We start from the raw sequence: 23,352 nt of genomic DNA, 5'->3' as shown, positions 1-23,352 counted from the left end.
GGCCAGGCGTCGCATCTGGTCCTGAGTTTCTCGAGAGAGCTTTCGGGCATCGATCTTTTTCATGTCCCTTTATATCGTGAATTTGATTGCCGCGTTAATAAGGAAATCATCGGTGTCCAGAAGGGCTGTGTAGGCCGAGGGCAGGGAGTCAGGCTCTAATTCCATGATGCCTTTGTCAAATGATGATTTGGAGAGGACGCCTTTGGCGATCAATTCGAGCGTTGCGGTTTTCTGGAATGGCTCTAACTCAAAAAACGTACGCGCAGGGTTGGTCAGGTCTTCGAACTGATCAGGGATTTTCATCACCTGAGCTTTCAGTTTCCCCATTTCCCTAGGCCACGGCTTAATATTTTTTAGCTGGCCGGGGAACAAGTAGTAGAAATCCAGCATGCGCAGTAGCGGCCAGCTGATTTGTGTATCACTAGTGGCATGCAGGATTGATACGATTCTGTAAAGGCAATGATTGGCGTCAAAGGCCGGGTGATACATCAGCACTTTGGCCTCTCCCAGATCAAATGGCACTTCCCGGTCAAGAAATACAGCATGCCGGAGATCATGTATTGATCGATGGTCAGGTCTTCAGCCATGATCTCGCGGTAGATTACGTCCACAATCCCGTTCAGTATTACTCCATCGATGATTTCGTTCGGCGCACCTTGCTTGATGAGCGGGCGAATCAGTTCCTCGAATGCGAAGCTGATTTTCTGAAGGATGTAGAGGAAGATGCCTTGGCGTCTACGATTTAGCTGCGATTTCATGAGGCGCTTCGCGAAAGCATCTTTTCGCTCGATCGCAATCTCCAGTAAATCGTCACGTCCACCGTTCACGAGCTTTTGCTCAAGACCGATCACCGGCGTCTGGGTTTTCTGATTGGTGAAAAAATCCAGACGCTCAACGAAGTACTGGAAATCTTCGTCGTTCTCGCTGAGCTCCTGGAATTTCGCTAAGGCCCGTGATATGGCGGTTGGGTCAGGTGGAGGAAGGTTGATGATGTAGTTGGTATCGTCACCCACCCTTAGGCTCCCGTGAATCTGGGAACCCCACACATTCGCCTTATTCATTTGTTTTCGCGGGTTGTGTTGTTGCCGGCCTGGACATTTCCATGCACGGCGGAGCCTTTGATATTGACCGAGTTGTTACCGGGGCCTCGTTTGGCTCCGGCATTGACCAGGGCCAGGCAGAGGCCGAAAACCACGATCACGATAAGGCCGAGAAGGGCGAACAGCTCAGTGTGCGTGAGGTTCTTCAGGTGGGGGGAGGCAATGATCTGCGGGTAAACGGTATATCCAACAAGTCCCGCTACGGCAGCGATACCGCAGTACTTCAGTGCACCTGTCCAGAATCCTTCCATGATGCATCCAATGAACAGTTATCAAAATGGCATCATCACGCATCGCGCCCTGATCGTAAAGCCGTGGCTCATGCCTACGCGCTTGGTGCTCCCGCTAACGGCGGCGCGCAGGGATGCCGGAAGCGTGCAGCAGAGGCGGATATGGGACATTTCACTGCGCGCCATAAGGGTAGTGCTCAAGGACGACCGCTTCTGGCCGATTTCTGCCTGTTGCGGCGGGTCGGCTGAGGACGCGGCACCTCGTCAGTGCGCATGTCCTCTCGCTCGACTCAGGATGAAACTCTATTTGTAAGGATGAAACTTTATTGTCAAGGATGAGACTTTATTGTCTTCCCACAACGGGCATTTCCGTCCCCTCCTCCCTCACTCCACCGTCACGCTCTTGGCCAGGTTGCGCGGCTGGTCGACGTCGGTGCCCTTGAGTACCGCGACGTGGTAGGACAGCAGCTGCAGCGGCACGGTGTAGAGGATTGGCGCGAGCTGATGGTGGATGAAGGGCATCTTCACCAGGCGGGTGCCTTCGCCGTTGTGGATGCCGGCCTCGCCGTCGGCGAAGACGATCAGTTCGCCGCCGCGGGCGCGGACTTCCTGCAGGTTGGACTTGAGCTTCTCCAGCAGCTCGTTGTTCGGCGCCACGGTGACCACCGGCATGCTAGCGTCGACCAGCGCCAGCGGGCCGTGCTTGAGTTCGCCGGCCGGGTAGGCCTCGGCGTGGATGTAGGAGATCTCCTTGAGCTTGAGCGCCCCCTCCATCGCCACCGGATACTGGGCACCGCGGCCGAGGAACAGGCAGTTGTTCTTGTCGGCGAAGAATTCGGCGATCTGCTGGATGGTCGCGTCCATCGCCAGCGCCTCGTCGAGGCGCGCCGGCAGACGGCGCAGCTCGTCCACCAGCTCGGCCTCGACCCCGGCGGCGAGGCTGCTGCGCGCCTGGCCCAGGGCCAGGGTCAGCAGCAGCAGGGCGACCAGTTGGGTGGTGAAGGCCTTGGTCGAGGCGACGCCGATTTCCGGGCCGGCCTGGGTCAACAGGCAAAGCTCGGATTCGCGCACCAGCGAGCTGGTGCCGACGTTGCAGATCGCCAGGCTGGCGAGATAACCGAGATCCTTCGCATTGCGCAGGGCCGCGAGCGTATCGGCGGTCTCACCGGACTGGGAAATGGTGACGAACAGGCTGTCCGGCTGCACCACCACCTTGCGGTAGCGGAACTCGCTGGCCACCTCGACCTGGCAGGGAATCCCGGCCAGTCCCTCCAGCCAGTAGCGGGCGACCATGCCGGCATGGAAGCTGGTGCCACAGGCGACGATCTGCACGTTCTTCACCCGGCCGAACAGCTCGGCCGCCTGCGGGCCGAAGGCCTCCACCAGCACATGATGCGCCGCCAGGCGGTCTGCCAGGGTGCGCCGCACCACGTTCGGCTGCTCATGGATCTCCTTGAGCATGAAGTGGCGGAATTCCCCCTTGTCGGCGGCTTCGGCGCCATCCCGATACTGCAGCATCTCGCGTTGCACGGGGCGGCCCTGGGCATCCCAAACCTGCACGCTGTCACGGTGGATCTCGGCGATGTCGCCCTCTTCCAGGTAGATGAAGCGGTCGGTCACCTGGCGCAGGGCGAGCTGGTCGGAGGCGAGAAAGTTCTCACCGTGACCGAGGCCGATCACCAGCGGGCTGCCGCTGCGCGCGGCGAGCAGGCGGTCCGGCTGGCCGGCGCCGATCACCGCCAGGCCGTAGGCACCGTGCAGCTCGGGAATGGTGGCCTTGAGCGCGGCGGTGAGGTCGCCGCTGTCCTGCAGCTTGTGGTGCAGCAGGTGGACGATGACCTCGGTGTCGGTATCCGACTCGAAGCGGTAGCCGAGACCCTGCAGGCGCTCGCGCAGCTGCAGGTAGTTCTCGATGATGCCGTTGTGCACCACCGCCAGCTCATCGGCGGAACAGTGCGGGTGGGCGTTGCGCTCCAGCGGCGCGCCGTGGGTGGCCCAGCGGGTATGGGCGATGCCCAGGCGCCCGCTCAGCGGCTCGCTCTGCAGGGCCTGTTCCAGCTCGGCGATCTTGCCTGAACGACGGCAGCGGACGAGCTTGCCCGCAGTATCGATCACCGCCACGCCGGCGCTGTCGTAGCCCCGGTATTCCAGGCGCTTGAGGCCTTCCAGCAGGATGGGGGTGATGTTGCGTTCGGCGATGGCGCCAACGATTCCGCACATGATGTCGTTCTCCTTCAGGCGGGTACGGCGACGCAGACCAGCTCCACGCCATGCGCCGCAATCTGTTCGCGCGCCTCGGGCGGGAGGCGCTCGTCGGTGATCAGGGTGTGCACGCTGCTCCAGGGCAGCTCCAGGTTGGGAATCCGCCGGCCGACCTTGTCGGACTCGACCATGACGATGACTTCCCGGGCGACCTCGGCCATGACCCTGGACAGGCCGAGCAGTTCATTGAAGGTGGTGGTGCCGCGCGCCAGGTCGATGCCGTCGGCACCGATGAACAGCTGGTCGAAATCGTAGGAACGCAGCACCTGCTCGGCGACCTGGCCCTGGAAGGATTCGGAATGCGGATCCCAGGTTCCGCCGGTCATCAGCAGCACCGGCTCGTTCTCCAGCTCGCGCAGGGCGTTGGCCACCTCGAGGGAATTGGTCATCACCAGCAGACCACGCTTGTGGCCCAGCTCGGGAATCATTGCCGCGGTGGTGCTGCCGCTGTCGACGATGATCCGTGCATGCTCGCGAATCCGCGCGGCAGCGGCCTTGGCAATGGCCTGCTTGCAGGCGGACAGCGGCCGCAGGCTCTCCTCGGCGAGATCCTGCGGCAGCGGCACCGCTCCGCCATAGCGACGCAGCAGCAGGCCGTTCTTCTCCAGGGCGGCGAGATCCTTGCGGATGGTGACCTCCGAGGTTTCGAAGCGTCTGGCCAGTTCGTCGACACTGACTTCGCCCCGTTCGGCCAACAGGGCGAGAATGGCATGGCGGCGTTGCGGAGTGTTGCGCTTCGACATTTATATGTTTCGATTCGAAATTAAATTTGCGTCGAATCAAAACATAGCAGACTGCAGACCGCAAGTGCTCGGGCTGTTGCAAAGCAGGCCATGGCCCAGCAGGAAGAAAATGTCCTGAAAGCACGGTCCGTCCATGCTCGCCAGCCCGTTCATGGGTGGCGCGCCACTATTCCCCGTCCGATGCCGTGCCCACCAGTACATCGATCAGGGCGCGAGAAGCCGCCGACAGGCGACGGTGAGGCGCGTAGATCACCGAGGAAGGTCGCGTGCGCCCGCGCAGTTGCGGCAGCAGCTCGACCAGCTGTCCGCACTGGATGCGTTCGCGAACGACGAAATCGTAGGTCTGACTCATTCATCGCTCAAAGCATCGTCGGAAAGGTTCCGGTGCCGCTCTCCCTGGTGCCGTCCAGCACGAACCTGAGCGCCTGTCCCACCATGAGGTAGGCATTGCCGGCGAGGATTTCCCGGACTGCCAGCAGTTCGTACAGCGGCTGCCAGCGGCCCTGGCCGTCGCCGTCGGGCACGCGCAGTTTCAGGTCCGGACTGGGCAGGTAGTGGCCGTTGCGCACGCGCTGCCAGAGCTTGCGCGCCGGGCGGTAGCTGCTGTCGACTTCGGCGCGGGCCAGGACCTGGTTGAAGTAGGTGCGCTTCTGGCGCTCGGGGCGCAGCACGTTGGCCGGGAAATGCGTGAGGTTGCGCATCAGGTAGTCGGCGTAGAAGCCGTAGCGCCGACCGATCGGGAACTCCCGGGTATGGTTCAGCTGCGAGCCGAGCACCTTGAGGCCGGCGAGCATCAGCTGCAGGGGCAGGTATTCGCCCTGCTGCGGCTGCAGGCGGATCAGCCGTCCCTCCACTTCCAGGTCCAGCGGGGTCGCCAGGCGCTCGTAGAGTTCGCCGAAGGGGCCGGCGGCGTACTCCTCGTCCTCGACGGCGCGCTCGAGGGCGTAGGACAGCGCGCTGTGGCCGAACAGGTCGCGCTGCTCGGGATCGGCGCCGCGCTCGAGCAGCGCCTCCGCCAGCGGCAGGTTGCCGGCCAGGGTGGCGAGCATCAGCGGGGTGGCGTCCATCGGCGTGCGGTGGTCGACGCCGTACTGGTCGCACTGGACGAGGATGTCCTTGAAGTTCTTCTTGCGGTAGGCGCCGAGCTGGCGCTCGACGAGGCTGTCGCGGGTGCGCCAGATCGAGCCCTGGCGGGCGTTGGCGATCAGTTGCACGGCGGGATTCCAGTGCAGCGTATCGGCCAGGTGCTCGATGTGCCGCTCCATCTGGTGCCAGAGGGCGAAGTCGAACAGTTGCTGACGCACCTTGTTGGAGATTTCCCGGGGATCACGGGCACGCTCGATCATCGGGCCGGCGGTTTCCCAGTTCCACACCGGCCAGGGCACCTGGCGGGTCTTGAGGATGTCGCGGCGAATCGCCTCGGCCTGCTCCTGCTTGCCCTGCTGTTCCAGACGGTGCGCCTCGCGCTCCCAGTCCTCGCGGCTGGATTTGCTGGATTCGATTTCCAGCCGGGCGTCGCTGTCGCGTACCCCCAACAGGGCGAGCAGAGGGTGGCTGTGGTCGCTCTCGATCAGGTAGAGCCGCTCCACCGCGCGGGTCAGCGCCACGTACAGGGCGTTGACGTAGAATTTCCAGACCTCCAGCGACTTGTCCTGCTTGTCGCGGGCGCGGCGGTAGTCCAGTTCGTCCCTTTCCAGGTCGGCGGCGGCGACGCCCTCGCAGATTTCCGCATAGGCCTGACGCTGGTCGGAGACGAAGCGGTAGAGAACGATGTTGGGGTATTCCAGCCCCTTGGCCTCGTGTACCGAGAACACCAGGGGCGTACGGAAGTGCTTCTTCGCCTCGGCCTTGTCCTCATCGCGCAGCACCAGCACGGCGAACTGGGTGGAGGCCCGGGTCTTGCCGTCCAGGTCGCGCTTGACCGCATCCTTGTCGGCCAGCAGGCGTACTTCGCCCGGCTCGCTGGAGGCGGACTCGACCAGGTGGTTGCTCTCGCGGTCGATGGAGCCGAAGCGGGCGTGCTTGATCTTCAGCAGATCGTTGGCCACCCGGGTGACTTCGCGGGCGTTGCGGTAGTTGACGCGCAGGACCGAAAGCGTCTGCCGCTCGGCCAGCGCCGAATCGCGCCAGAACAGCCCCTTGACCGCGCTCCAGGAAAAGAAGTTGGGATGGACGATCTGGTTGGAGTCGCCGCAGAGCAGGAATTGGCCGGGCTTTCTGAGGGTTTTCAGCACCAGCGCCAGCTGGGCGTTGGTCAGATCCTGCACCTCGTCGACGACGACGAAGTCGTAGGCCGGTTCGGCCAGCGCCTGCCATTGCTGGGCAATCAGGTTGCTGTCGTACAGGCCACTGTCCTGCAGCCAGGCCTGGTAGCGCCGGAACAGCTGGTGGACGGCGCTGCGCTGCTCCGCCGGGAAGATCGACTGGCGAGCGCCCAGGGCCAGGTAGGCGGCCTCGTCGAGCACGCCCTCCGGCTGGCTGCCGATCACCCCGCGGAACTCCTCGAAGCACTGGTGGGCATCGGTGAAGCGGTACTGCTGGCGGTGCCGCTCGAACCAGGCCTTGAAGGCCTGGAAGCTCACTTCGCGGCCGTCCGGCACCCTGAGGGTTTCGAGGAATTCGCGATAGGCGAGAAACTGCGGCTCCTGGGTGTCGTTGCGGTAGCCGTTGGCGAAATACAGCTCGCGGGCGTTGCGCGCCAGCCAGGGCGAGTGGGTGACGTAAAGCAGCTCGCCCTCGGCCTGGCGCAGCTTCTCCAGGGTCAGGGCAGTCTTGCCGGAGCCGGCCGAGCCCACCAGGATCGCCGGCGGCGGCAGGCGGTAGATGGCTTCCTGGGCGTCGTCGAAGGAGATTACCTTGTCCAGCAGGTGGAACTCCCCGCGGCCCGGATGCAGGTAGCGCACCGGCGTGGCGGCGGCCTCGGCCTGCGTCGCGCCGGCGGCCTCGATCAGCGCCTCGTCGACCCGCGCGCCGCGCAGGAAGCGGGACTTCTCGTAGGCGTGCTGGGGGATGACCTCCAGGGCCAGGCAGACAGTCTCGTCCCGGTAGCGGACGAAACTCAGCAAGAGGCGGCTGGCCTGGTCGAGCTTGACGCGGAAATAGGGCGTCGGCGCCAGTTTCTTCAGGTCGACGCTGCGCCAGTCGTCGCGCTCGATGGCGGCCACGGCCTTCTTCAGGGCGGTTTTCAGCCGGCCGGGTTCGAGCCCGGCGTAGGTCAGTACGCGCATGCGCGGGAGTCCTTCATGTCTATTTCAGGACGGCCAGCCGCCGGTTGATCTCGTCCAGATCGCAGGCCGCGGGATCGAGGGGCTCCTCGAACCATTCGAGGTAATCCGCGTGCTCCGGATGGTCCGGATCGGCGATGGCCTCGAGATAGTTGAGGTAGCCGAAAACACCACCGATGTCTTCCGGCGGACAGGCATTGGCGGCACTCAGGCAAACGAACCTCGGTTTCAGCGGGTCGCCGGCGAGTCGCTTCTCGACGGTGATCTTGTGCTCCCAGGAATCGCCGAAGTCGTAGGTGTAGTAGAGCGTCCGGCCCCGGCCAAGCGCATCGAGCAGCCCGACATCGTCCTCCAGAACGCCGTCTCCGTCCGGACCATAGTGGGTGCGGCCGATCCGGAATCCGTACAGATGCTCGTTCTCCCAGCCCATGGCCAGCTGGATGCACTCGTGCAGGTCGACGAGCGTCAGGTTGGCCGGCACCTTCACCTGACGATGGATCACGGGCTCGAAATCGAGCAGTTCGATGCGCAGGATGAGCGCGTTGGGTTTCGCTTGGGTCGTCATGGCGTTTCTCAGCGTTTCTTCTGGGGACGCTGCCAGCCTTCGATGTTGCGCTGCCGGCCGCGGCCGAGGGCCAGGTTGTCGGCCGGCACGTCCTCGGTGATCACCGAGCCGGCGCCGGTGGTGGCGCGGTCGCCCAGGCTGACCGGCGCGACCAGGGCGCTGTTCGAGCCGACGAACACGTCCTCGCCCATCACCGTCCTGAACTTGTTGGCGCCATCGTAGTTGCAGGTGATGGTGCCGGCGCCGATGTTGGTCCGCGCGCCGATCTCGGCATCGCCCAGGTAGGACAGATGCCCGGCCTTGGCACCCTCCCCCAGCACGGCGTTCTTCAGCTCGACGAAGTTGCCGACATGCGCCTTCGCTTTCAGCACCGCGCCCGGACGCAGGCGGGCGAAGGGCCCGCAGTCGGCGCCCTCGCCCAGTTCGGCGCCTTCCAGGTGGCTGTTGGCCTTGACCTGCGCACCCCTGCGCAAGGTGCTGTCCCTGATCACGCAGTTCGGGCCGATCTCCACGCCATCCTCGATCACCACCTTGCCCTCGAGGATCACGTTGACGTCGATCAGCACGTCGCGGCCGACGCTGACCTCGCCGCGCAGATCGAAACGCGCCGGGTCGCGCAGGGTCACGCCCTCGGCCATCAGCCGCCGCGCAGCGCGCAGTTGGTAGTAGCGCTCCAGCTGGGCGAGCTGGATGCGGTCGTTGGCACCCTGCACTTCCATGGCGTCCTGCGGCTGCTCGGTGGCGATCTGCAGGCCATCGGCCACTGCCATGGCGATCACGTCGGTGAGGTAGTACTCGCCCTGGGCGTTGTCGTTGGACAGCCGCCCCAGCCACTCGGCCAGGTGCTCGCCGGGCACCGCGAGAATGCCGGTGTTGCCTTCGCAGATGGCGCGCTGCTCGGGGCTGGCGTCCTTGTGCTCGACGATGGCGACGACCTGCCCCGCCGCGTCGCGGACGATCCGTCCGTAGCCGGTGGGATCGACCAGATCCACGGTGAGCAGGGCCAGCCGGTCGGGGCCGACCTGCGCCAGCAGGCGGCGCAGGGTGTCCGCCTCGATCAGCGGGACGTCGCCGTAAAGGATCAGCACCCGCTCGGCGGAAAGCGCCGGCAGCGCCTGGGCGACGGCATGTCCGGTGCCCAACTGCTCGGCCTGCAGGACGAAGTTCAGATCATCCGCCGCCAGTTGCTCGCGTACCCGCTCGGCGCCGTGCCCGATCACCACGTGGATGCCCTGCGGCGCCAGCTGGCGAGCCGTGTCGACGACATGGCCGAGCATGGACTGGCCGGCGAGCGGGTGCAGGACTTTCGGCAGGGCAGAACGCATGCGCGTGCCCTGGCCCGCGGCGAGAATGACGATATCGAGGGACATGGGAACAATCCTGGACATGGACGGAATGGATAAGCGTCGACGAAACCCGGCGCATGGGCAAGTGCGGCCGGGGTCCGACTTTGCCTCCTGATGCCTTCCTTTTCAATAGCCGCTATCCGCCGCGGTGTGCGCTTTTCCTGCACGAGCTTGGGCGAAGGAGTTTATTTGGCCACCCCTAAAATGTTATATTGTAACAATAAGCACTCACATTAAAATTCCCCCTGGAAAGGAGGCACAGACGACCAATGCCGCAGGGACCGATCCTTCCGACGAAACCGGAGTGGCCATGACCGAAGCTGAGCTGCCCGCCCAGCCCGCCGACACCTGCATGAACGAAGCACAACAGGCCTTCTTCCGGAGCCGGCCGCGGCGCCGGGGCGGTCGGGCTGCGGCATGAAGCCCGGAAAAAGCGCGCCCAGTCTGGTGACGACCGGGATGCTGATCGGCCTGGTGTCCGGTCCCGCCTTCGGCCAGAGCCTGGAGGAGCCGGCCATTCTCGAAGCCGTCGTCATCGAGGCGGATCAGGAGAGCGCCAGCGGCCCGGTGCAGGGCTACCGCGCCCGGCGTTCGAGCAGCGCCACCAAGACCGACACGGCCCTGGAAGAAATCCCGCAATCCGTGAGCGTGGTACCGGCCCAGGTGCTGGAGGACCTCGACAGCCCGCGCATCGAGCGGGCGCTCGACTTCGCCGGCGGCGTGGCACGGCAGAACGATTTCGGCGGGCTGACCCTGTACGAATACAGCGTTCGCGGCCTGACCACCTCCGAGTTCTACAAGGACGGCTTCAGCGTCAACCGCGGCTACATGAACTCGCCCGACGCGGCCAACATCGAGCGCGTCGAAGTGCTCAAGGGTCCGGCGTCCAGCCTGTACGGCCGGGGCGATCCGGGCGGCACCATCAACCTGGTCAGCAAGCGGCCGCAGCGCGACCGCTTCGCCCGCCTCGACCTCGGCGCCGGGCGCTGGGACCGCTACCGCAGCACGCTCGACCTGAACACGCCGCTGGACGAGGAAGAGGACATGCTGCTGCGCATGAACCTGGCCATCGAGGACAATAACCACTTCCGCGACTACCGCTCCGGCGAGCGCCAGTTCTTCGCGCCGGCGTTCAGCTGGAATATCGCCCCCGACACCCGCCTCCTAGTCCAGGCCGAGGTGATCCGCAACCGCCAGGTCTTCGACCGCGGCGTGGTCGCCCCCGACGGCCGACTCAGCCGGGTATCCCGTTCCGCCTTCTTCGGCGAGCCGGACGACGGCAAGATCCGCAACAACAACGAAACCCTGCAGGCCGAACTGGAACATGACCTCAACCCGAACTGGACCCTGCGCCTGGCCGGTCACTACAAGCAGGGCCGGATGAACGGCTACGCAACCGAAGCGAGCAGCCTCGCCGCGGACGGCCGAACGCTCAACCGCGAGTACCGCTACCGGGACTTCGACTGGCAGGACGCGATCACCCAGCTGGAGCTGCGCGGCCGGGTCCATACCGGCGGCATCGAGCACAATCTGCTGATCGGCACCGAATACGAACGCTATGCCAAGGACGAACGGCTGTTGCGCTCCCGGCCGACCGCCACCCTCGATATCTACGAACCGGTCTACGGGCAGCCGCGACCGCCGTTCAGCACCGGCGTCGGCGGCCGCAGCACGCATCGCAACGAACTCGTCCATTCCCGCTCGCTCAACCTCCAGGACCAAGTACGCCTGACCGAGCGGCTGTTCGGCCTGGTCGGGGCCCGCTACGACCACTACGAACAGCGCCTGGACAACGAGGTCAACGGCATCCGGGCGCGGCAGACGCAGGAAGAGGTCACGCCGCGCATCGGCCTGCTATATCAGCTGACGCCCGAGGTCGGCGTCTTCGCCAATGCCTCGCGCTCGTTCAAGCCCAACAGCGGCGCAGACGCCAGCGGCAATCCCTTCGACCCGGAAGAAGGCATCGGCTACGAGGCGGGCGTGAAGCTCGACCTGTTGGACGGCCGCCTGGGCATGACCCTCGCCGCCTTCCACCTGACCAAGGAGAACGTGCTCACCGCCGACCCGAACGACCCGTCCTACCAGATGACCACGGGCGAGGTCAGGAGCCGGGGCGTCGATCTGCAGTTCAGTGGCCAGCTCACCGATGCCATACGCGTCATCGGCGCCTATGCCTATGTCGATGCCGAGGTGACCGAGGACAACACCCTGGACACCGGCAGCCGCCTGCTCAACGTGCCGCGCCACAGCGGCAGTCTGATGGGCGTGTACGAGTTCCATGGCGGTCTTCTGCAGGGCCTGGAGCTGGGCGGCGCGCTCAATTACGTCGGCGAGCGCTCCGGCAATACGGCGGACAGCGGCTTCGAGCTGCCCTCTTACACTACCGTCGACCTGCTGGCGCGCTACCGGGCCAGCGACAGGCTCAGCCTCGGCGTCAATCTGAACAATGCCTTCGACCGCACCTACTACGAGCGCTCCTACAGCAACGTCTGGGTGATGCCCGGCGAGCCGCGCAACCTGAACGTCAACCTGTCGTGGAGCCTGTGAAGCGCCCGCCCCAGGGTCGATGCCGCTCCATTCGCAAAGGAAAGATCGCTTGAAACCTGCATGGCCGCTATTGCTGCTGTTGTGCCTGACCGCCTGCAGCCCGAACCAGGACCCCGAGGTGCTGACGCTCGGCGGCCCCTTCGAATTCACCAGCCAGGACCCGGCGCGCGACGGTTTCGTGTATACCCGCCTTCAGGTGGCCGAGAGCCTTCTCGAAGTGGATGACAGCGGCCGGCTGCTTCCGGGCCTCGCCCAAAGCTGGGAGGTCAGCGAGGATGGCCTGACCTGGCGTTTCCAGCTCCGGGAAAACGTGCGCTTCCATGACGGCCTGCCGCTGGACGCCGCTGCGGTCGTGCAGGCGCTGGAGATGGCCCGGCGCAAGCCCGGCGTGATCCGCTCGGCGCCGATCGTCGAGATCCGCGCCGAAGATGCGCTGGGCGTGGCCGTCCGGCTCGGCAGGCCCTACAACCCGCTGGGCGCGCTGATGGCGCACTATTCGACCGTCATCCTCTCCCCCGCCTCCTACCAGGACGACGCCAGCGTCGGCTGGATGCACGGCACGGGCCCCTACCGGCTCAAAGCCTTCGATCCGCCGCACCGCATCCGGGTGACCCGCTTCGACGACTACTGGGGCACGCCGGCGATCATCCCCAGGGCGGTGTATCTTACCGGGCACCGGGCCGAGAGCCGCGCCCTGCAGGTCATGGCCGGACAGACCGACATCATCTACACGCTCGATCCCGCCAGCCTGGACCTGCTGCGCCGGCAGGAGGATGTCCGGGTCCATTCCGACCGCATCCCCCGCACGATCCAGATCAAGCTCAACGCAGGCCATCCGTTCATGGCCGAGCGCGACGCCCGGCTGGCCATGAGCCTGGCCCTGGACCGTCAGGGCATCTCGAGCCGCATCGTCCGCGTGCCCGACGCGCAAGCCAATCAGTTGATACCGCCCTCGCTGGCCGGCTGGCACATCGACGGGCTGCCGCCGATCCAGCGGGACCTCGAACGCGCCCGGGAGCTGCTCGCCGGCCTGGGCTGGCAGCCGGGGCCGGACGGCATCCTGCAGCGCGCCGGCCGACGCTTCCAGCTGACCATGGTCACCTATGCCGACCGCCCCGAGCTGTCCGTGGTCGCCACGGCCATCCAGGCGCAGCTGCGGGAAATCGGCATCGCCATCGCCGTGACGATCGTCAACTCCAGCGGCATTCCGTCCGCCCACCACGACGGCTCGCTGGAGCTGGCCCTGGTGGCGCGCAACTACGGCAACGTCGCCGCCCCCTTGAGCCTGCTGTTCGCCGACTACGGCGATGGCGGCAATGGCGACTGGGGCGCGATGGGCTGGCGCAACGACGAACTGCCGGCCCTGCTCGGACGCCTCGAGTCGGAGCGGGACCCGGCGCGATACCGGGCATACGCGCAGCGGGTTTCCCACATCCTGGCCGAAGAGCTGCCGGTGATTCCGGTGCTCTTCTACACCCAGCAGACGGCCGTCTCGGCCCGTGTGCGGGGTTTCAGTTTCGACCCCTACGAGCGCAACTACCGCCTTTCCCGGATGAGTTTCGAGACCCCATGATCATCCTGTTCCTGAAGCGGCTGGCACAGGCCGCCTTCGTGTGCTGGAGCGTCGGCACCCTCGGTTTCGTGCTGATGAGCCTTTTGCCCGGCGACATGGCGTTCCGTATCGCCGCGGGTCGTTATGGCTACGACAACGTCAGCCTGGCCGCCGCCGAAGCCGTACGCGCCGAACTGGGGCTCGACCAGCCGGCCTGGCGCCTGTATCTGGAGTGGCTGTTCGACCTGCTGCGCTTCAATCTGGGCGACTCGCTGGTCAGCGGCCTGCCGGTGGTCCGTGAAATCGCCCACCTGCTGCAGCACACCCTGCTGCTGGCAAGCGCCGCCATCCTGATCGCCGCGCTGATCGCCATGCCGATGGGACTCTATGCGGCCGTCAGGGCCGACGGCTGGTTCGACCGGGTTTCGCTGATGGCTTCGGCGTTCCTGCGGGCGCAACCGGTGTTCGTCATCGGTCTGGTGCTGGTGCTGATCTTTGCACTGGAGCTGCGCCTGTTTCCGGTGGCCGGCTTCGACGGCGCGAACCATGTGGTACTGCCGGCCATCGGTCTGGCGCTGTCCATGGCCGCGGTGTCCAATCGCGTGGTGCGCCACAGCGCCAGCGCGGTCATCCGCTCCGCCTACTTCACCTTTTCCCGCATCAAGGGCCTGACCTTCGCCCAGTCCTTCGCCCGGCACGGCCTGCGCAACTGCGCCCTGCCCGTGGTGGCGTTCCTGGGCATCCAGCTGGCCAGCGCGATCGAGGGCATCGTCATGATCGAGTCCCTGTTCTCCTGGCCGGGCCTCGGCCATGGACTGGCCCATGCGGTTTTCAACCGGGACGTCCCCATGATCCAGGGCGCGGCCATGGCCCTCGGGCTGATATTCGTCGGCCTGAACCTGTTGACCGACCTGGCCTGCCACCTGATCGATCCGCGCGGGAGAACGACCGGATGAACCTTTTCCTGCGCCATCTCAAGCCCGGCCAGCGCGTCGGCGCCGCCGTGCTGGCCGGCCTCGCCGGCTTCGCCGTGCTCGAATCGCTGCTGAACGCGACCGACCCGGCCGTGCAGAACCTCACCGACAGCTTCGCTCCGCCCAGCCTGCGGGAACCCTTGGGCACCGACCAGTTCGGCCGCAGCATGCTGGCGCGGATGGGCGCGGCGGTGCGCCTGTCGCTGCTGCTGAGCCTTTTGTGCGTGGCGACCTCGGCCAGCCTGGGCGTCGTGCTGGGCGTCGCCGCCGGCTGGCGGCAGGGGCTGACCGACAAGGTGCTTTCCTTCTTCCTGAACATGGTGCTGGCGCTGCCGGGACTGGTGCTGATCCTGCTGTTCGCCGGCCTTGCGCCGGGCTCGCTGCCGATGCTCTACGTCGCCATCTCGCTGGTGCTGTGGGTGGAGTACTTCCGGGTGGTGCGCGCGATCACCCGCAGCGTGGTCGCCTCGTCGCCCATGCAGGCCTCGCGGATGCTGGGCTTCGACTGGTTCTACCGTTTCCGCCGCCACGTCTGGCCGGCCATCGTCGCGCCGGTGCTGACCCTGGCGGCCTTCGGCGCCGCCGCCGCCATCCTGGCCCTGGCGGCGCTCGGCTTCGTCTCCGTGGGCCTGAAGCCGCCCACCGCCGAGCTGGGCCTGATGATGGTGGAGCTCTTCCCCTACTACAGCGCCGCCCCCTGGGTCCTGGCCCAGCCGGTCCTGGCCGTGTTCCTGCTTGTGTTCGGCCTCAACCTTCTGGCGGGGAAAAACCAATGACCGCACTGCTGCAGATCGAAAATCTCTCGGTCTCCGCCGGGGACCAGCCCCTGCTGGAAAACCTGTCGCTGAGCCTGGCCAGGGGCGAGCGGCTGACCATCCTCGGCGAGACCGGCGCCGGCAAGAGCATCCTGATCCAGGCCGTCATGGGCCTGCTGCCGCCCCCACTGCGCAGCACCGGAACCATCCGTATCGAGGGTCGGGACATCGCCGCCCTTTCGCAAAAGGAGCGCGAGCGACTCTGGGGCCATCGCATCGCCATGCTGCCGCAGGAACCCTGGCACTCCCTGGACCCGCTGATGCGCGGCCGTCAGCAGATCGCCGAGGTCTACGCGTGCGTGCTGCGACAAGACACGGAGCAGGCCGGCATGAATGCCCGCCGCGACCTGGCCGGCGTCGGCCTGGAGCAGGCCGGCGACAAGCTGCCCGGCCAGCTTTCCGGCGGCATGGCCCAGCGCCTGGCCTTCTGCGCCGCGACGGCCGGCGGCGCGGCCATCGTGCTGGCGGACGAACCCACCAAGGGGCTGGATGCGGGCCGGCGCGACCATATCGCCGACCTGCTGCGCCGCAAGGGCGACGCGGGCTGCGTGCTGACCATCACCCACGACGTGGAGGTGGCGCGCCGGATCGGCGGCCGGATCATGGTCATGCGCGCCGGACGCCTGGTGGAGGAAGGATCGGCGAATGAAGTACTGAGCGCTCCGGCGGCCCACTACACCCGCCAGCTGATCGGCGCGGCACCTAGCCATTGGCCGCGGACCAGGGACCACGGCCTCGGCGCCAGCGGGCAAGGGCCGGCCGTCATCGAGGCCCGCGGGCTCGCCAAGAGCCGCGGCGGCAGGCGGCTGTTCCAGGGGCTCGACCTCCGCGTGGGCCGGGGCGAGATCGTCGGCATCGTCGGCGACAGCGGCTGCGGCAAAAGCAGCCTGGGCGACATCCTGCTCGGCCTGCTGCCGCCGGACGCTGGCGCAGTGACGCGCGCGCCCGGTATTGCTCGGCACAAGTACCTGAAGCTGTACCAGGATCCGCCTGCCGCATTCGCACCCGCGATTCCCCTGAGGCGCCTGTTCGATGACCTGATCCGGCTGCACAGGCTCGACGCGTTCCGGCTGCCGCCCTTGCTGGAGCAGTTGCGACTGCATCCGGCCCTGCTCGAACGGCCCGTGCACGACGTGTCGGGCGGCGAGCTTCAACGCCTGGCCATTGCCAGGGCCCTGCTGCTGGATCCGGTTTTCCTGTTCGCCGACGAGCCCGTTTCCCGCCTGGACCCGATTACGGCCCGTGAAGTCGTCTTGCTCTTGACCGAAGTCGCTACGCGCCATGATTGCGCGGTATTGCTGGTCAGTCATGACCCCGAGCTGGTGGAAAAGGTCTGCGATTGCACCATTCGACTGGGATAGACCCACTAGATTTCGGCCGACGCAAACCCCGCCGCGCCATCCTTCCCCGCCCCGAAGGGCGGGGTTTGCCGCATGCCGAACGCCTCACTGCCGGCAATGCGCCGGCGGCAGCACGTCCTGGGCGGCCTGGCGGGTCATCATGGCCAGCTCGCCGGCGTTCTTGGCGGTGAATACCCGGCCGCCGGTGGCCTGGGCCAGGCAGTTGCCAGCCCCGGTGCCGAGGATGTCGACCACGTTGATCTTCAGGTGCGGCTTACGCCGCGCCAGGTCTCGGGCCACTGCGCAGGGGTCCTGGCGGCAGCTCTCCTCGCCGTCGGAAACCACCAGCATCACCGATTCGCGGTTGACGCCGTCGAGCATCTGCCCAGCCTTGGCGATGCCATCGGCCAGCGGCGTGCCCTCCACCGGATCGATGGAGCGCAGACGCGCCAGCAGGCCGCCGCGCTGGGCCGGCGTGAAGTAGCCCATGCTGCGCGAGCCGGGGCAACGCTCGACCAGCACCAGCCCGGCGTTGACGTCGCTGGGCAGGCGCTGCACCACGGCGGTGGTCGCCTCCTTGGCGGCGGTGATGCGCTTGGGCTCGCGGTAGAGGTGGCCGGTGGTGTCGATCCCGGGGTTGCCACCCAGCAGCATGCGCGCGGCAATGTCGGTCATGCCCTGCATCATCACCGCCCGATCGATTTCCTGCTTGGTCGCCAGCAGGCTGATGTCCATCGAGCCCGAGGCGTCGAACACGATGACCAGCTCCGGCGCCAGCTCCTTGGGACGCTCTTCCGGACAGAGGTTCTTGGCATTGGTGATCAACTGCTGCCGGCACTGCTGTTTCAGCTTCTGCTCGACCTCGGCGCGCAGTGCCGGGCTCTGCTTGACCTGGGGATCCTGGCTGAGCAGCTGCTGCAAGGTATTGCAGTTGCTGCCCGCCGCCGCGATGCGCTTTCGCGCCAGCTCGACCGGGTCCGGCTTGGGTTCGGGTTTCGGCTCGGGCTTGGGTTCCGGCTTCGGCTCGGGCTTGGGCGGCTCCGGTTTCACCACGGGCTCGGGTTCCGGCTTCGCTTCAGGAGCCGGCGGCGTGACGGGCTCGGGCTCCGGTTCAGGCTCCGGGGCGACTTCGGGCTCGGGCGGCGGGGGCTCCTCGGCGGGCTGCGGTTTCTCCTGGACGGCCGGCGGTTCGACCGCGGCGAGCGGCTCCACCGGCTCCTCGCGGCCGAGCAGCCACCACCACAGGCTGGCCAGCAGGGCCAGCAACAGCAGAAGCAACAGCAGCCAGGGCCACCAGCGGCGCTGCGGCGCCTCGCTCGCCAGCAAAGGCGCCGCAGCGCCGGCTGCCGCTACCGCCGCCGGGCCCGGGATGCCGCCCGCCGGGGGCGGCGCAACAGGCGGCTCGCCGCCGCCCCAGAAGGTCACCAACGGCTGTCCGTTCAGCGCGTAAAGGGTGGAAGTGTCCGGATAGCGCGCGGCCTGGCGCAACAGCTCGGCCTGGCGCCGGCCTTCCTCGCCCTGCCCTTCGAGACGCTCGGCCAGCTGTGTGATGGAGGCCAGGCGCTCTTCCAGCAGCTGGCGAACCTGCCGCGCCTCCTGCGGAGCCAGTTCGGTGAAGGGCACCGGCTGGCCGCCCAGATCCGAGTACCACTCGACGATGTCGCCTTCGGTCTGCTTCGGCTTGGCGAACAGGGCCGCCGTGCTCGGCGGCAGGTGGCGCCGCAGGATGGTCACCAGTTCCGCGTGACCGGCCAGGGCATCCGCCGCGCTGTGCGTGGCGCTGGATAAACGGGTGATTCGCTTCATGGTCGCCTTGATCCGGCCGGTCGTTGCAGGGGTAAATCAGCGCAGGCCCAGGTCGCTTTCGAGACCGGCGAGCCGGGTGCGCAATTTCTGCAGTTCGTACTGTTTCTGCGCCACCGCGGCGTTGTCCTGCCGGTTGATGCCAGCCATTTCCTTTTCCAGCGCGGCGATTTCGCCCTGCAGGCGCTGATTGCCGCGGGTCTTCTGCTTTAGCTCGGTGAGCAGCGCGTCCATCGCCTTGTTGAGTGCGGCATATTCGCTGCGCTGGCGGTCCAGTTCGTGGCCGACCTCGCTTCTTTCCTTGTCGAGGGCGGCATAGGTGTCGCGGAACAGCTGGTTGGTCCGGCGCTCGTCGAGCAGGATTCTCTCCTTCTGTTCGATGCGCTGGGCATAACCGCCATGCGCGTTGCAGCCGAACTTGGTGGCGAAGCCGGCATCGGCGTTGCGCGGATCGCATTCCTGCGGGCTCACCGCGCAGGCGCCGAGCGACAGGGCGGCGACGAATGGGAGGACTCTGGAAAATCGATGCATGGTTCAACCCAGGCGGATGGCGGAGCGTTGTTTGTAGAGCTGGTCGATCTCGGCTTCCAGCGAACTGATCTGTCGCTGCATGCTGGTGATCTCTGCGTTCAGGGTGTCGATCCGCGCGGCGCTGGCGCTGCCGCGCTCGGCGGCGGAAACCTTGCGCCATTCCTCCTGCTTGGTACGGGCATTGGCCAGCTTGTCGCGGAGAAAGACCAGGTTGGCGTCGACCTTGGCCAGGCGCTGCTGGGCATGGGCCTTCTGCACCCGGTTGGTGGCGATGTCGCGCTTGATCATCGCGATGCTCTGACGGTCATCGGCGATCACGGTGCGCGCGGTGCGTGTCAGGTCCTGCAGCTCGTGATTGTCCTTGCGCACGTCGGCGATGGCCACGTCGAGGCGCTGTTCGGCATTGGCGTACTGGCTGCGGCGCTGGTCGAGGTAGTAGTTGGCGCCCATGCCGACGCCGCAGCCGAGCACGGCCGAGGCGGCCATGCACTCGCCCTTCTTGTCCGGATTGGCCAGCTGGCAGGCCAGCACGCCCACCACGGCACCACCGGCGCAGGCCTGCCAGCCGGATTTGCTGAAGAACTGGGCCGAATTACTGTTGGCCAGTCGCGGGTCGGTCTGACCCATCCCGGGAACGCCCAGGGTCTGGCAGCCCGCCAGCAGCAGGACGAGAGTTGTCCAAGCGATCCGTTTAGTCGTGAACGAGGCCACCATCATGTCTAGTCTCGCCTTCTCCGATCAGAGGGTTTTGCAGGATTGCAGCCAGTGGGCACGCGCCACCTTGCCGTTCTTCAGGTAGGTGCGCAGGTTGTTCCAGTGGGTGTCGAGGTAGCTGCGCAGGTTGCTCTTGCCGCGCGCGGCCAGCTGTTGCGCCACCATGCCGACCTGGGGTTCGACGGTTGCCTGGCTGTAGTTCAGGGCCGTGCCCACGACGCTGTCGGCGTAGTAGTTGAGCATGAAATCGAGCACCTTGCGATGGCCGTCCAGCTGTTCCCGGCGCGCGTCGCAACGGGCCTTGGGCTCCGTGCCATCCGCCCCGCAGCTGCGACTGTAATTGCCTTCGAGGGTGTCGAGGAAGAGCCCGTCGTCCTTCAGCTTGGTGCAGAGGAAGGCGCCCAGCTGCAGCTCGGAACGGATCGCCTGGTCGCGCTGTTCGTCGCGCGCCTGGGTGTTGGCGCGCAGGTCGCTGCGCAGCTTCTCCAGCTGCCGCTTGAGCGCGTCGTCCTGCACATCTTTGGCGATGCTGGCGATCTCGCTCGCCGGGTCCTGGCCGGCCGGCCGCGCGCCGGATTCGTCCTGGGTCTCGGGGCGGGACACGCCGAGCTTCTTCCAGTCGGCCTCGACCTGCCTGATCCGCTCGCGGGAGGTCAGCGCCGGCGCCACCAGGGCCGGGCGGAAGCCGCCGGTCTTCAGGCGGTTCTGCGCGCTGCCGTCGGCGGCGTAGTAGGGCTGCTCCTGGCGCAGCGCGGTGCGCAGCTCGGCCTGCGGGGTCAGGTAGTTGCCGCCGCGCAGGATATAGCCGCCGGCCTGGCCGTGCTGGCGGTCCAGCTTGTTCAAGTGGAAGGGTTCGAAGAGCATCTCGTCGACGTTGCCGAGCATGTCGTGCAGGCCGAGCGGGTTGGGCTTGAGCAGGCCGGCCAGCTGCAGCTTGCCGTTGGCCGATTGCGCGCCGGCGAACCAGGCATGGGCTTCGAGTCCCTCCGGCATGGGGAAGCGGGTGTCGCGGAATTCCGCCTGGGACACCGCCAGGCCGCCGCGCGCGGCGAATTCCCACTCGACCTCGGTGGGCAGGCGCAGGAAGCCGGCCACGCCGTCCTCCCTGGGCAGCTTGTCGGCGGCGTTCTGGCGCAGCCAGAGGTTGTAGCGGTCGGTGAAGGCGACGGCGTCGAACCAGCTCAGCCCGGTCTGCGGCAGGCGCAGCTGGGCCGCGGGCTCGGGGCATTGCCCGTCCATCACCGCGCGGTACTGCAGTTCGTTGACCTCGTACTTGGCCAGCAGGTAGTAGCGCCCCGGCTCCGGCTTGCCGACGCTGAAGCTGCCGGCGATGTGGGTCGGCCGCGCCTGTTCCAGGTAGCCCCACTCCTCGCTGTCCTGGCCCAGGGTGATGGCGTAGTCGTCCAGCGGGCTGGCCATCGGCACACGCACCTGGCGCCAGGCCATGAAGCCGCCGCAGGGCATCGGCAGCAGCACGTCGCCCTTCTGCGGCTGCGGGTTGTAGTACTTCGCGTCCCAGGCCGCGGCGGCCGGCAGGCTGGCCAGCGCCATCGCCAGTCCCAGCGCCGCGGCCGGCCCGTGGCGGCGCCGCTCAGAGATCCCGCAGGCTTTCCGCCGGTTGAATGTGAATCGCACGATACCCTCCTACCGCCGCCACCAGGATGGCGATCAGCAACGCACTGGCGAAGGCCAGCAGAATATGCAGGTTTTCCAGTCGGCAGACGAAGGCGTCGGCGGCCAGGTTGGCGCCCAGGGCCCGGTTGAACACCGTGCTGCCGGCGAGATAGGCCGCATAGCCCAGGCCGAAGGCCAGGCAGGTGAGCAGCGCCGCCTGCACCATCACGTAGACGCCGACCGCCGCGCGGCGGAAACCGAGCAGGCGCAGCAGGGCCAGATCCCTGCGCTTGCGGTCGATGTTGGCGAGAAAGGCGCCGGCCAGGGAGGCGACGCAGCCGATCGCCGCGGTCCAGGCGATCACCGCGAAGATCAGCCCGAGCACCCGGTCGATGCTCTTCACCGACTCGATCTCGCGCAGCCGGGTACTGGTCTCGATGCGCTCGCCCTCCAGCCAGGCGGCGACGGGAGCGACCGCATCCAGGCTGCCGGCATAGACGCGGGCGCGGGCATAGCGTTCGCGCGGCGGCGCCGGACGGCCGCTGGCGAAGCCGAGCGCAGGCACCGCGAAGCCGTCGCGGAAGTCCTCCATGGCCACCAGCAGATCCAGCGACACCAGCAGCGCCGGTCGCGGGAAGGCCGTCTCGGGGAGTACCCCGGCGACCGTCACCTCGCGCTGGCCGCGCTCGCTGTTGCCGTCCAGCTTGCGCAGCACCAGCAGGCGAATGCGCTCGCCGCCGCTCACCTCCAGCCGGCGCGCCGCGCTGGCGCTGAGCAGCACCCGGTCGCCCTGCGGCGGCGCGAGGCGCCCGCCGAGCAGGGGGTCGCCGGAGCCGCTGGGGATAACTTCGGCACCGGCGACGAAGCGCTGGCCGTCGCGCGCCAGATCGGCCTGGGCGTTCAGCGAACGGGTCAGCGGCATGACGAAGCCGACCCCCGACTGCGCGGCGAGGCGCGCGAACCAGGGGCGGTCCAGGTCGTGGTTGCCGAGCAGGCGGATCTCCAGGTTGCGCGGGTCGTCGAGCAGTTCCCCGCGCAGCTGCGAGACCACCCCGTGCTTGAGGCCGAACAGCAGCAGCAGCGGCGCGATCACCGCCACCAGCGCGGCGACGATACACAGCGAAACCTGGCGGTCGTGCCATAGGTCACGGGTCGCCAATCCGGCCAGCAGGCCCCAGCCCGGACGCGCCTCAGGCCGCATCGCGGAACACCGTGCCGCCGTTGTTCTCGGCATCCGGCACGCCCACCAGCCGGCGGATCGCACAGGCGCGCAGCAGGCCCCAGTCGTGGCTGACCAGCAGGGTGGCGATGCGCAGGCGCTGCGTCGTCTTGACGATCAGCTCGAACAGCCGGCGCGCCTGGATAGGGTCCAGCGCGGCGGTGGGCTCGTCGGCCAGCAGCAGATCCGGCTCGTGGGCGATGGCGCGGACGAAGGAAGCGCGCTGGCGCTCGCCGAGGGAAAGCTGGGCGGGCTTCTTGTGCAACAGCGGCCGCAGCCCCAGGTGCTCGATCGCCTCCTCCACCCGCTCGCCGGTCGCCGGCAGGCCGAGCATGCGCCGCGGCAGTTCGATGTTCTGGCGCACGTCGAGAAACGGCAGCAGGCCGCCGCTCTGCGGGACGAAGCCGAGACGCTGGGCGCGCAGGTCGGCCAGGCGCGCCTGGCGGTCCTCGCGCAGCAGGGCGGCGATGTCCAGCGGCGCGGCGGCATCCGCTTCGTCTTCGTCACCCAGCGTGTAGCGGTCGAGGCGTTCCGGGCGCAGGATCAGGCCGATCATTTCCAGCAGGGTGCTCTTGCCGCAGCCGCTGGCGCCGGTGATCGCCGCCACCTCGCCGCGCCGCAAGGACAGGCGCGGCAGGAGGATGCGGTAGGTGCCGCGGTGGATGGCGAGGTTATCGATTTGGAGCATGGGGGGGACTCATGATCTGTTCATGCTCTGGACAAGCGGAGGGCAGGTCGCGTCTGGCGACGACAGGTTATTTATGGGTGCTGGC

General features: G+C 66.9%; 19 protein-coding genes and 1 pseudogene. 5 read left to right on the top strand and 15 right to left on the bottom strand.

Going from position 1 to position 23,352, the window contains the following annotated elements; genetic code table 11:
* Positions 1-69: 69 nt before the first annotated feature.
* From ACYVD0_RS22775 to glmU, 9 genes and pseudogenes are all read right to left on the bottom strand, one after another.
* The gene (locus ACYVD0_RS22775; protein ID WP_460428913.1) at positions 70-489 is read right to left on the bottom strand and encodes an ABC-three component system middle component 5; all 420 of its coding nucleotides are present in this window, start codon (positions 487-489) and stop codon (positions 70-72) included.
* Positions 489-1,013, bottom strand: coding sequence for an ABC-three component system protein (locus tag ACYVD0_RS22770; RefSeq protein WP_460428902.1), 525 nt, complete (start codon positions 1,011-1,013; stop codon positions 489-491). The genes ACYVD0_RS22775 and ACYVD0_RS22770 overlap by 1 nt, the downstream gene beginning before the upstream one ends.
* A gap of 44 nt (positions 1,014-1,057) precedes the next feature.
* Positions 1,058-1,351 (bottom strand): hypothetical protein, encoded by a 294-nt coding sequence (locus ACYVD0_RS22765; RefSeq protein ID WP_460428901.1) that lies wholly within the window; start codon positions 1,349-1,351, stop codon positions 1,058-1,060.
* A 363-nt stretch (positions 1,352-1,714) separates the two neighbouring features.
* A complete protein-coding gene (gene glmS, locus ACYVD0_RS22760; RefSeq protein ID WP_460428900.1) occupies positions 1,715-3,550 on the bottom strand; it encodes a glutamine--fructose-6-phosphate aminotransferase in 1,836 nt (611 codons plus the stop codon).
* A gap of 14 nt (positions 3,551-3,564) precedes the next feature.
* Entirely contained in the window at positions 3,565-4,335 is a 771-nt protein-coding gene (locus ACYVD0_RS22755) for a DeoR/GlpR family DNA-binding transcription regulator (RefSeq protein WP_460428899.1), read from the bottom strand.
* Between the two features lie 166 nt (positions 4,336-4,501).
* Positions 4,502-4,681: pseudogene (locus ACYVD0_RS22750) on the bottom strand (LysR family transcriptional regulator); the annotation flags it as partial.
* Positions 4,682-4,694: 13 nt separating this feature from the next.
* Positions 4,695-7,562: a DEAD/DEAH box helicase gene (locus ACYVD0_RS22745; protein WP_460428898.1), complete on the bottom strand. Its 2,868-nt coding sequence runs from the start codon at positions 7,560-7,562 to the stop codon at positions 4,695-4,697.
* A gap of 19 nt (positions 7,563-7,581) precedes the next feature.
* Positions 7,582-8,124 (bottom strand): plasmid pRiA4b ORF-3 family protein, encoded by a 543-nt coding sequence (locus tag ACYVD0_RS22740; protein ID WP_460428897.1) that lies wholly within the window; start codon positions 8,122-8,124, stop codon positions 7,582-7,584.
* Positions 8,125-8,132: 8 nt separating this feature from the next.
* On the bottom strand, positions 8,133-9,494 hold the full coding sequence (gene glmU, locus ACYVD0_RS22735; RefSeq protein ID WP_460428896.1) for a bifunctional UDP-N-acetylglucosamine diphosphorylase/glucosamine-1-phosphate N-acetyltransferase GlmU: 1,362 nt from the start codon (positions 9,492-9,494) through the stop codon (positions 8,133-8,135).
* Between the two features lie 435 nt (positions 9,495-9,929).
* On the opposite strand from glmU, the gene ACYVD0_RS22730 reads away from it, so the two are divergent.
* The 5 genes from ACYVD0_RS22730 to ACYVD0_RS22710 are packed head-to-tail and all read left to right on the top strand — an operon-like array spanning position 9,930 to position 16,719.
* A complete protein-coding gene (locus ACYVD0_RS22730) occupies positions 9,930-12,017 on the top strand; it encodes a TonB-dependent siderophore receptor (protein ID WP_460428912.1) in 2,088 nt (695 codons plus the stop codon).
* A 49-nt stretch (positions 12,018-12,066) separates the two neighbouring features.
* Positions 12,067-13,590 (top strand): ABC transporter substrate-binding protein, encoded by a 1,524-nt coding sequence (locus tag ACYVD0_RS22725; protein ID WP_460428895.1) that lies wholly within the window; start codon positions 12,067-12,069, stop codon positions 13,588-13,590.
* Positions 13,587-14,525, top strand: coding sequence for an ABC transporter permease (locus tag ACYVD0_RS22720; RefSeq protein ID WP_460428894.1), 939 nt, complete (start codon positions 13,587-13,589; stop codon positions 14,523-14,525). Before ACYVD0_RS22725 ends, ACYVD0_RS22720 begins: the two co-directional genes overlap by 4 nt.
* Positions 14,522-15,319 (top strand): ABC transporter permease, encoded by a 798-nt coding sequence (locus tag ACYVD0_RS22715; RefSeq protein WP_460428893.1) that lies wholly within the window; start codon positions 14,522-14,524, stop codon positions 15,317-15,319. The genes ACYVD0_RS22720 and ACYVD0_RS22715 overlap by 4 nt, the downstream gene beginning before the upstream one ends.
* Positions 15,316-16,719, top strand: a complete 1,404-nt coding sequence (locus ACYVD0_RS22710) for an ABC transporter ATP-binding protein (protein ID WP_460428892.1) — start codon at positions 15,316-15,318, stop codon at positions 16,717-16,719. The genes ACYVD0_RS22715 and ACYVD0_RS22710 overlap by 4 nt, the downstream gene beginning before the upstream one ends.
* Before the next feature lie 84 nt (positions 16,720-16,803).
* Here the strand turns inward: ACYVD0_RS22710 and ACYVD0_RS22705 are convergent, their stop codons facing one another.
* Genes ACYVD0_RS22705 through ACYVD0_RS22680 form a run of 6 tightly spaced genes read right to left on the bottom strand, consistent with a single transcriptional unit; the run spans position 16,804 to position 23,267 of the window.
* Positions 16,804-18,504, bottom strand: coding sequence for a VWA domain-containing protein (locus ACYVD0_RS22705; RefSeq protein WP_460428891.1), 1,701 nt, complete (start codon positions 18,502-18,504; stop codon positions 16,804-16,806).
* 36 nt (positions 18,505-18,540) lie between these two features.
* Positions 18,541-19,032, bottom strand: coding sequence for a hypothetical protein (locus tag ACYVD0_RS22700; RefSeq protein ID WP_460428890.1), 492 nt, complete (start codon positions 19,030-19,032; stop codon positions 18,541-18,543).
* A gap of 3 nt (positions 19,033-19,035) precedes the next feature.
* Positions 19,036-19,749 carry a hypothetical protein gene (locus ACYVD0_RS22695; protein ID WP_460428889.1) on the bottom strand — a complete coding sequence of 238 codons (714 nt, stop codon included), beginning with the start codon at positions 19,747-19,749 and terminating at the stop codon, positions 19,036-19,038.
* Between the two features lie 21 nt (positions 19,750-19,770).
* Positions 19,771-21,297 carry a formylglycine-generating enzyme family protein gene (locus tag ACYVD0_RS22690; protein ID WP_460428911.1) on the bottom strand — a complete coding sequence of 509 codons (1,527 nt, stop codon included), beginning with the start codon at positions 21,295-21,297 and terminating at the stop codon, positions 19,771-19,773.
* A 40-nt stretch (positions 21,298-21,337) separates the two neighbouring features.
* Positions 21,338-22,561: an ABC transporter permease gene (locus tag ACYVD0_RS22685; RefSeq protein WP_460428888.1), complete on the bottom strand. Its 1,224-nt coding sequence runs from the start codon at positions 22,559-22,561 to the stop codon at positions 21,338-21,340.
* Complete coding sequence (locus tag ACYVD0_RS22680; RefSeq protein WP_460428887.1) at positions 22,551-23,267, bottom strand: ABC transporter ATP-binding protein; 717 nt, start codon at positions 23,265-23,267, stop codon at positions 22,551-22,553. The genes ACYVD0_RS22685 and ACYVD0_RS22680 overlap by 11 nt, the downstream gene beginning before the upstream one ends.
* Positions 23,268-23,352: the final 85 nt, after the last annotated feature.

The organism is Azotobacter armeniacus (genome assembly GCF_054779355.1).
The sequence above is the reverse complement of the archived record's forward strand: the minus strand, read 5'-3'. Positions and strand labels throughout refer to the sequence as shown.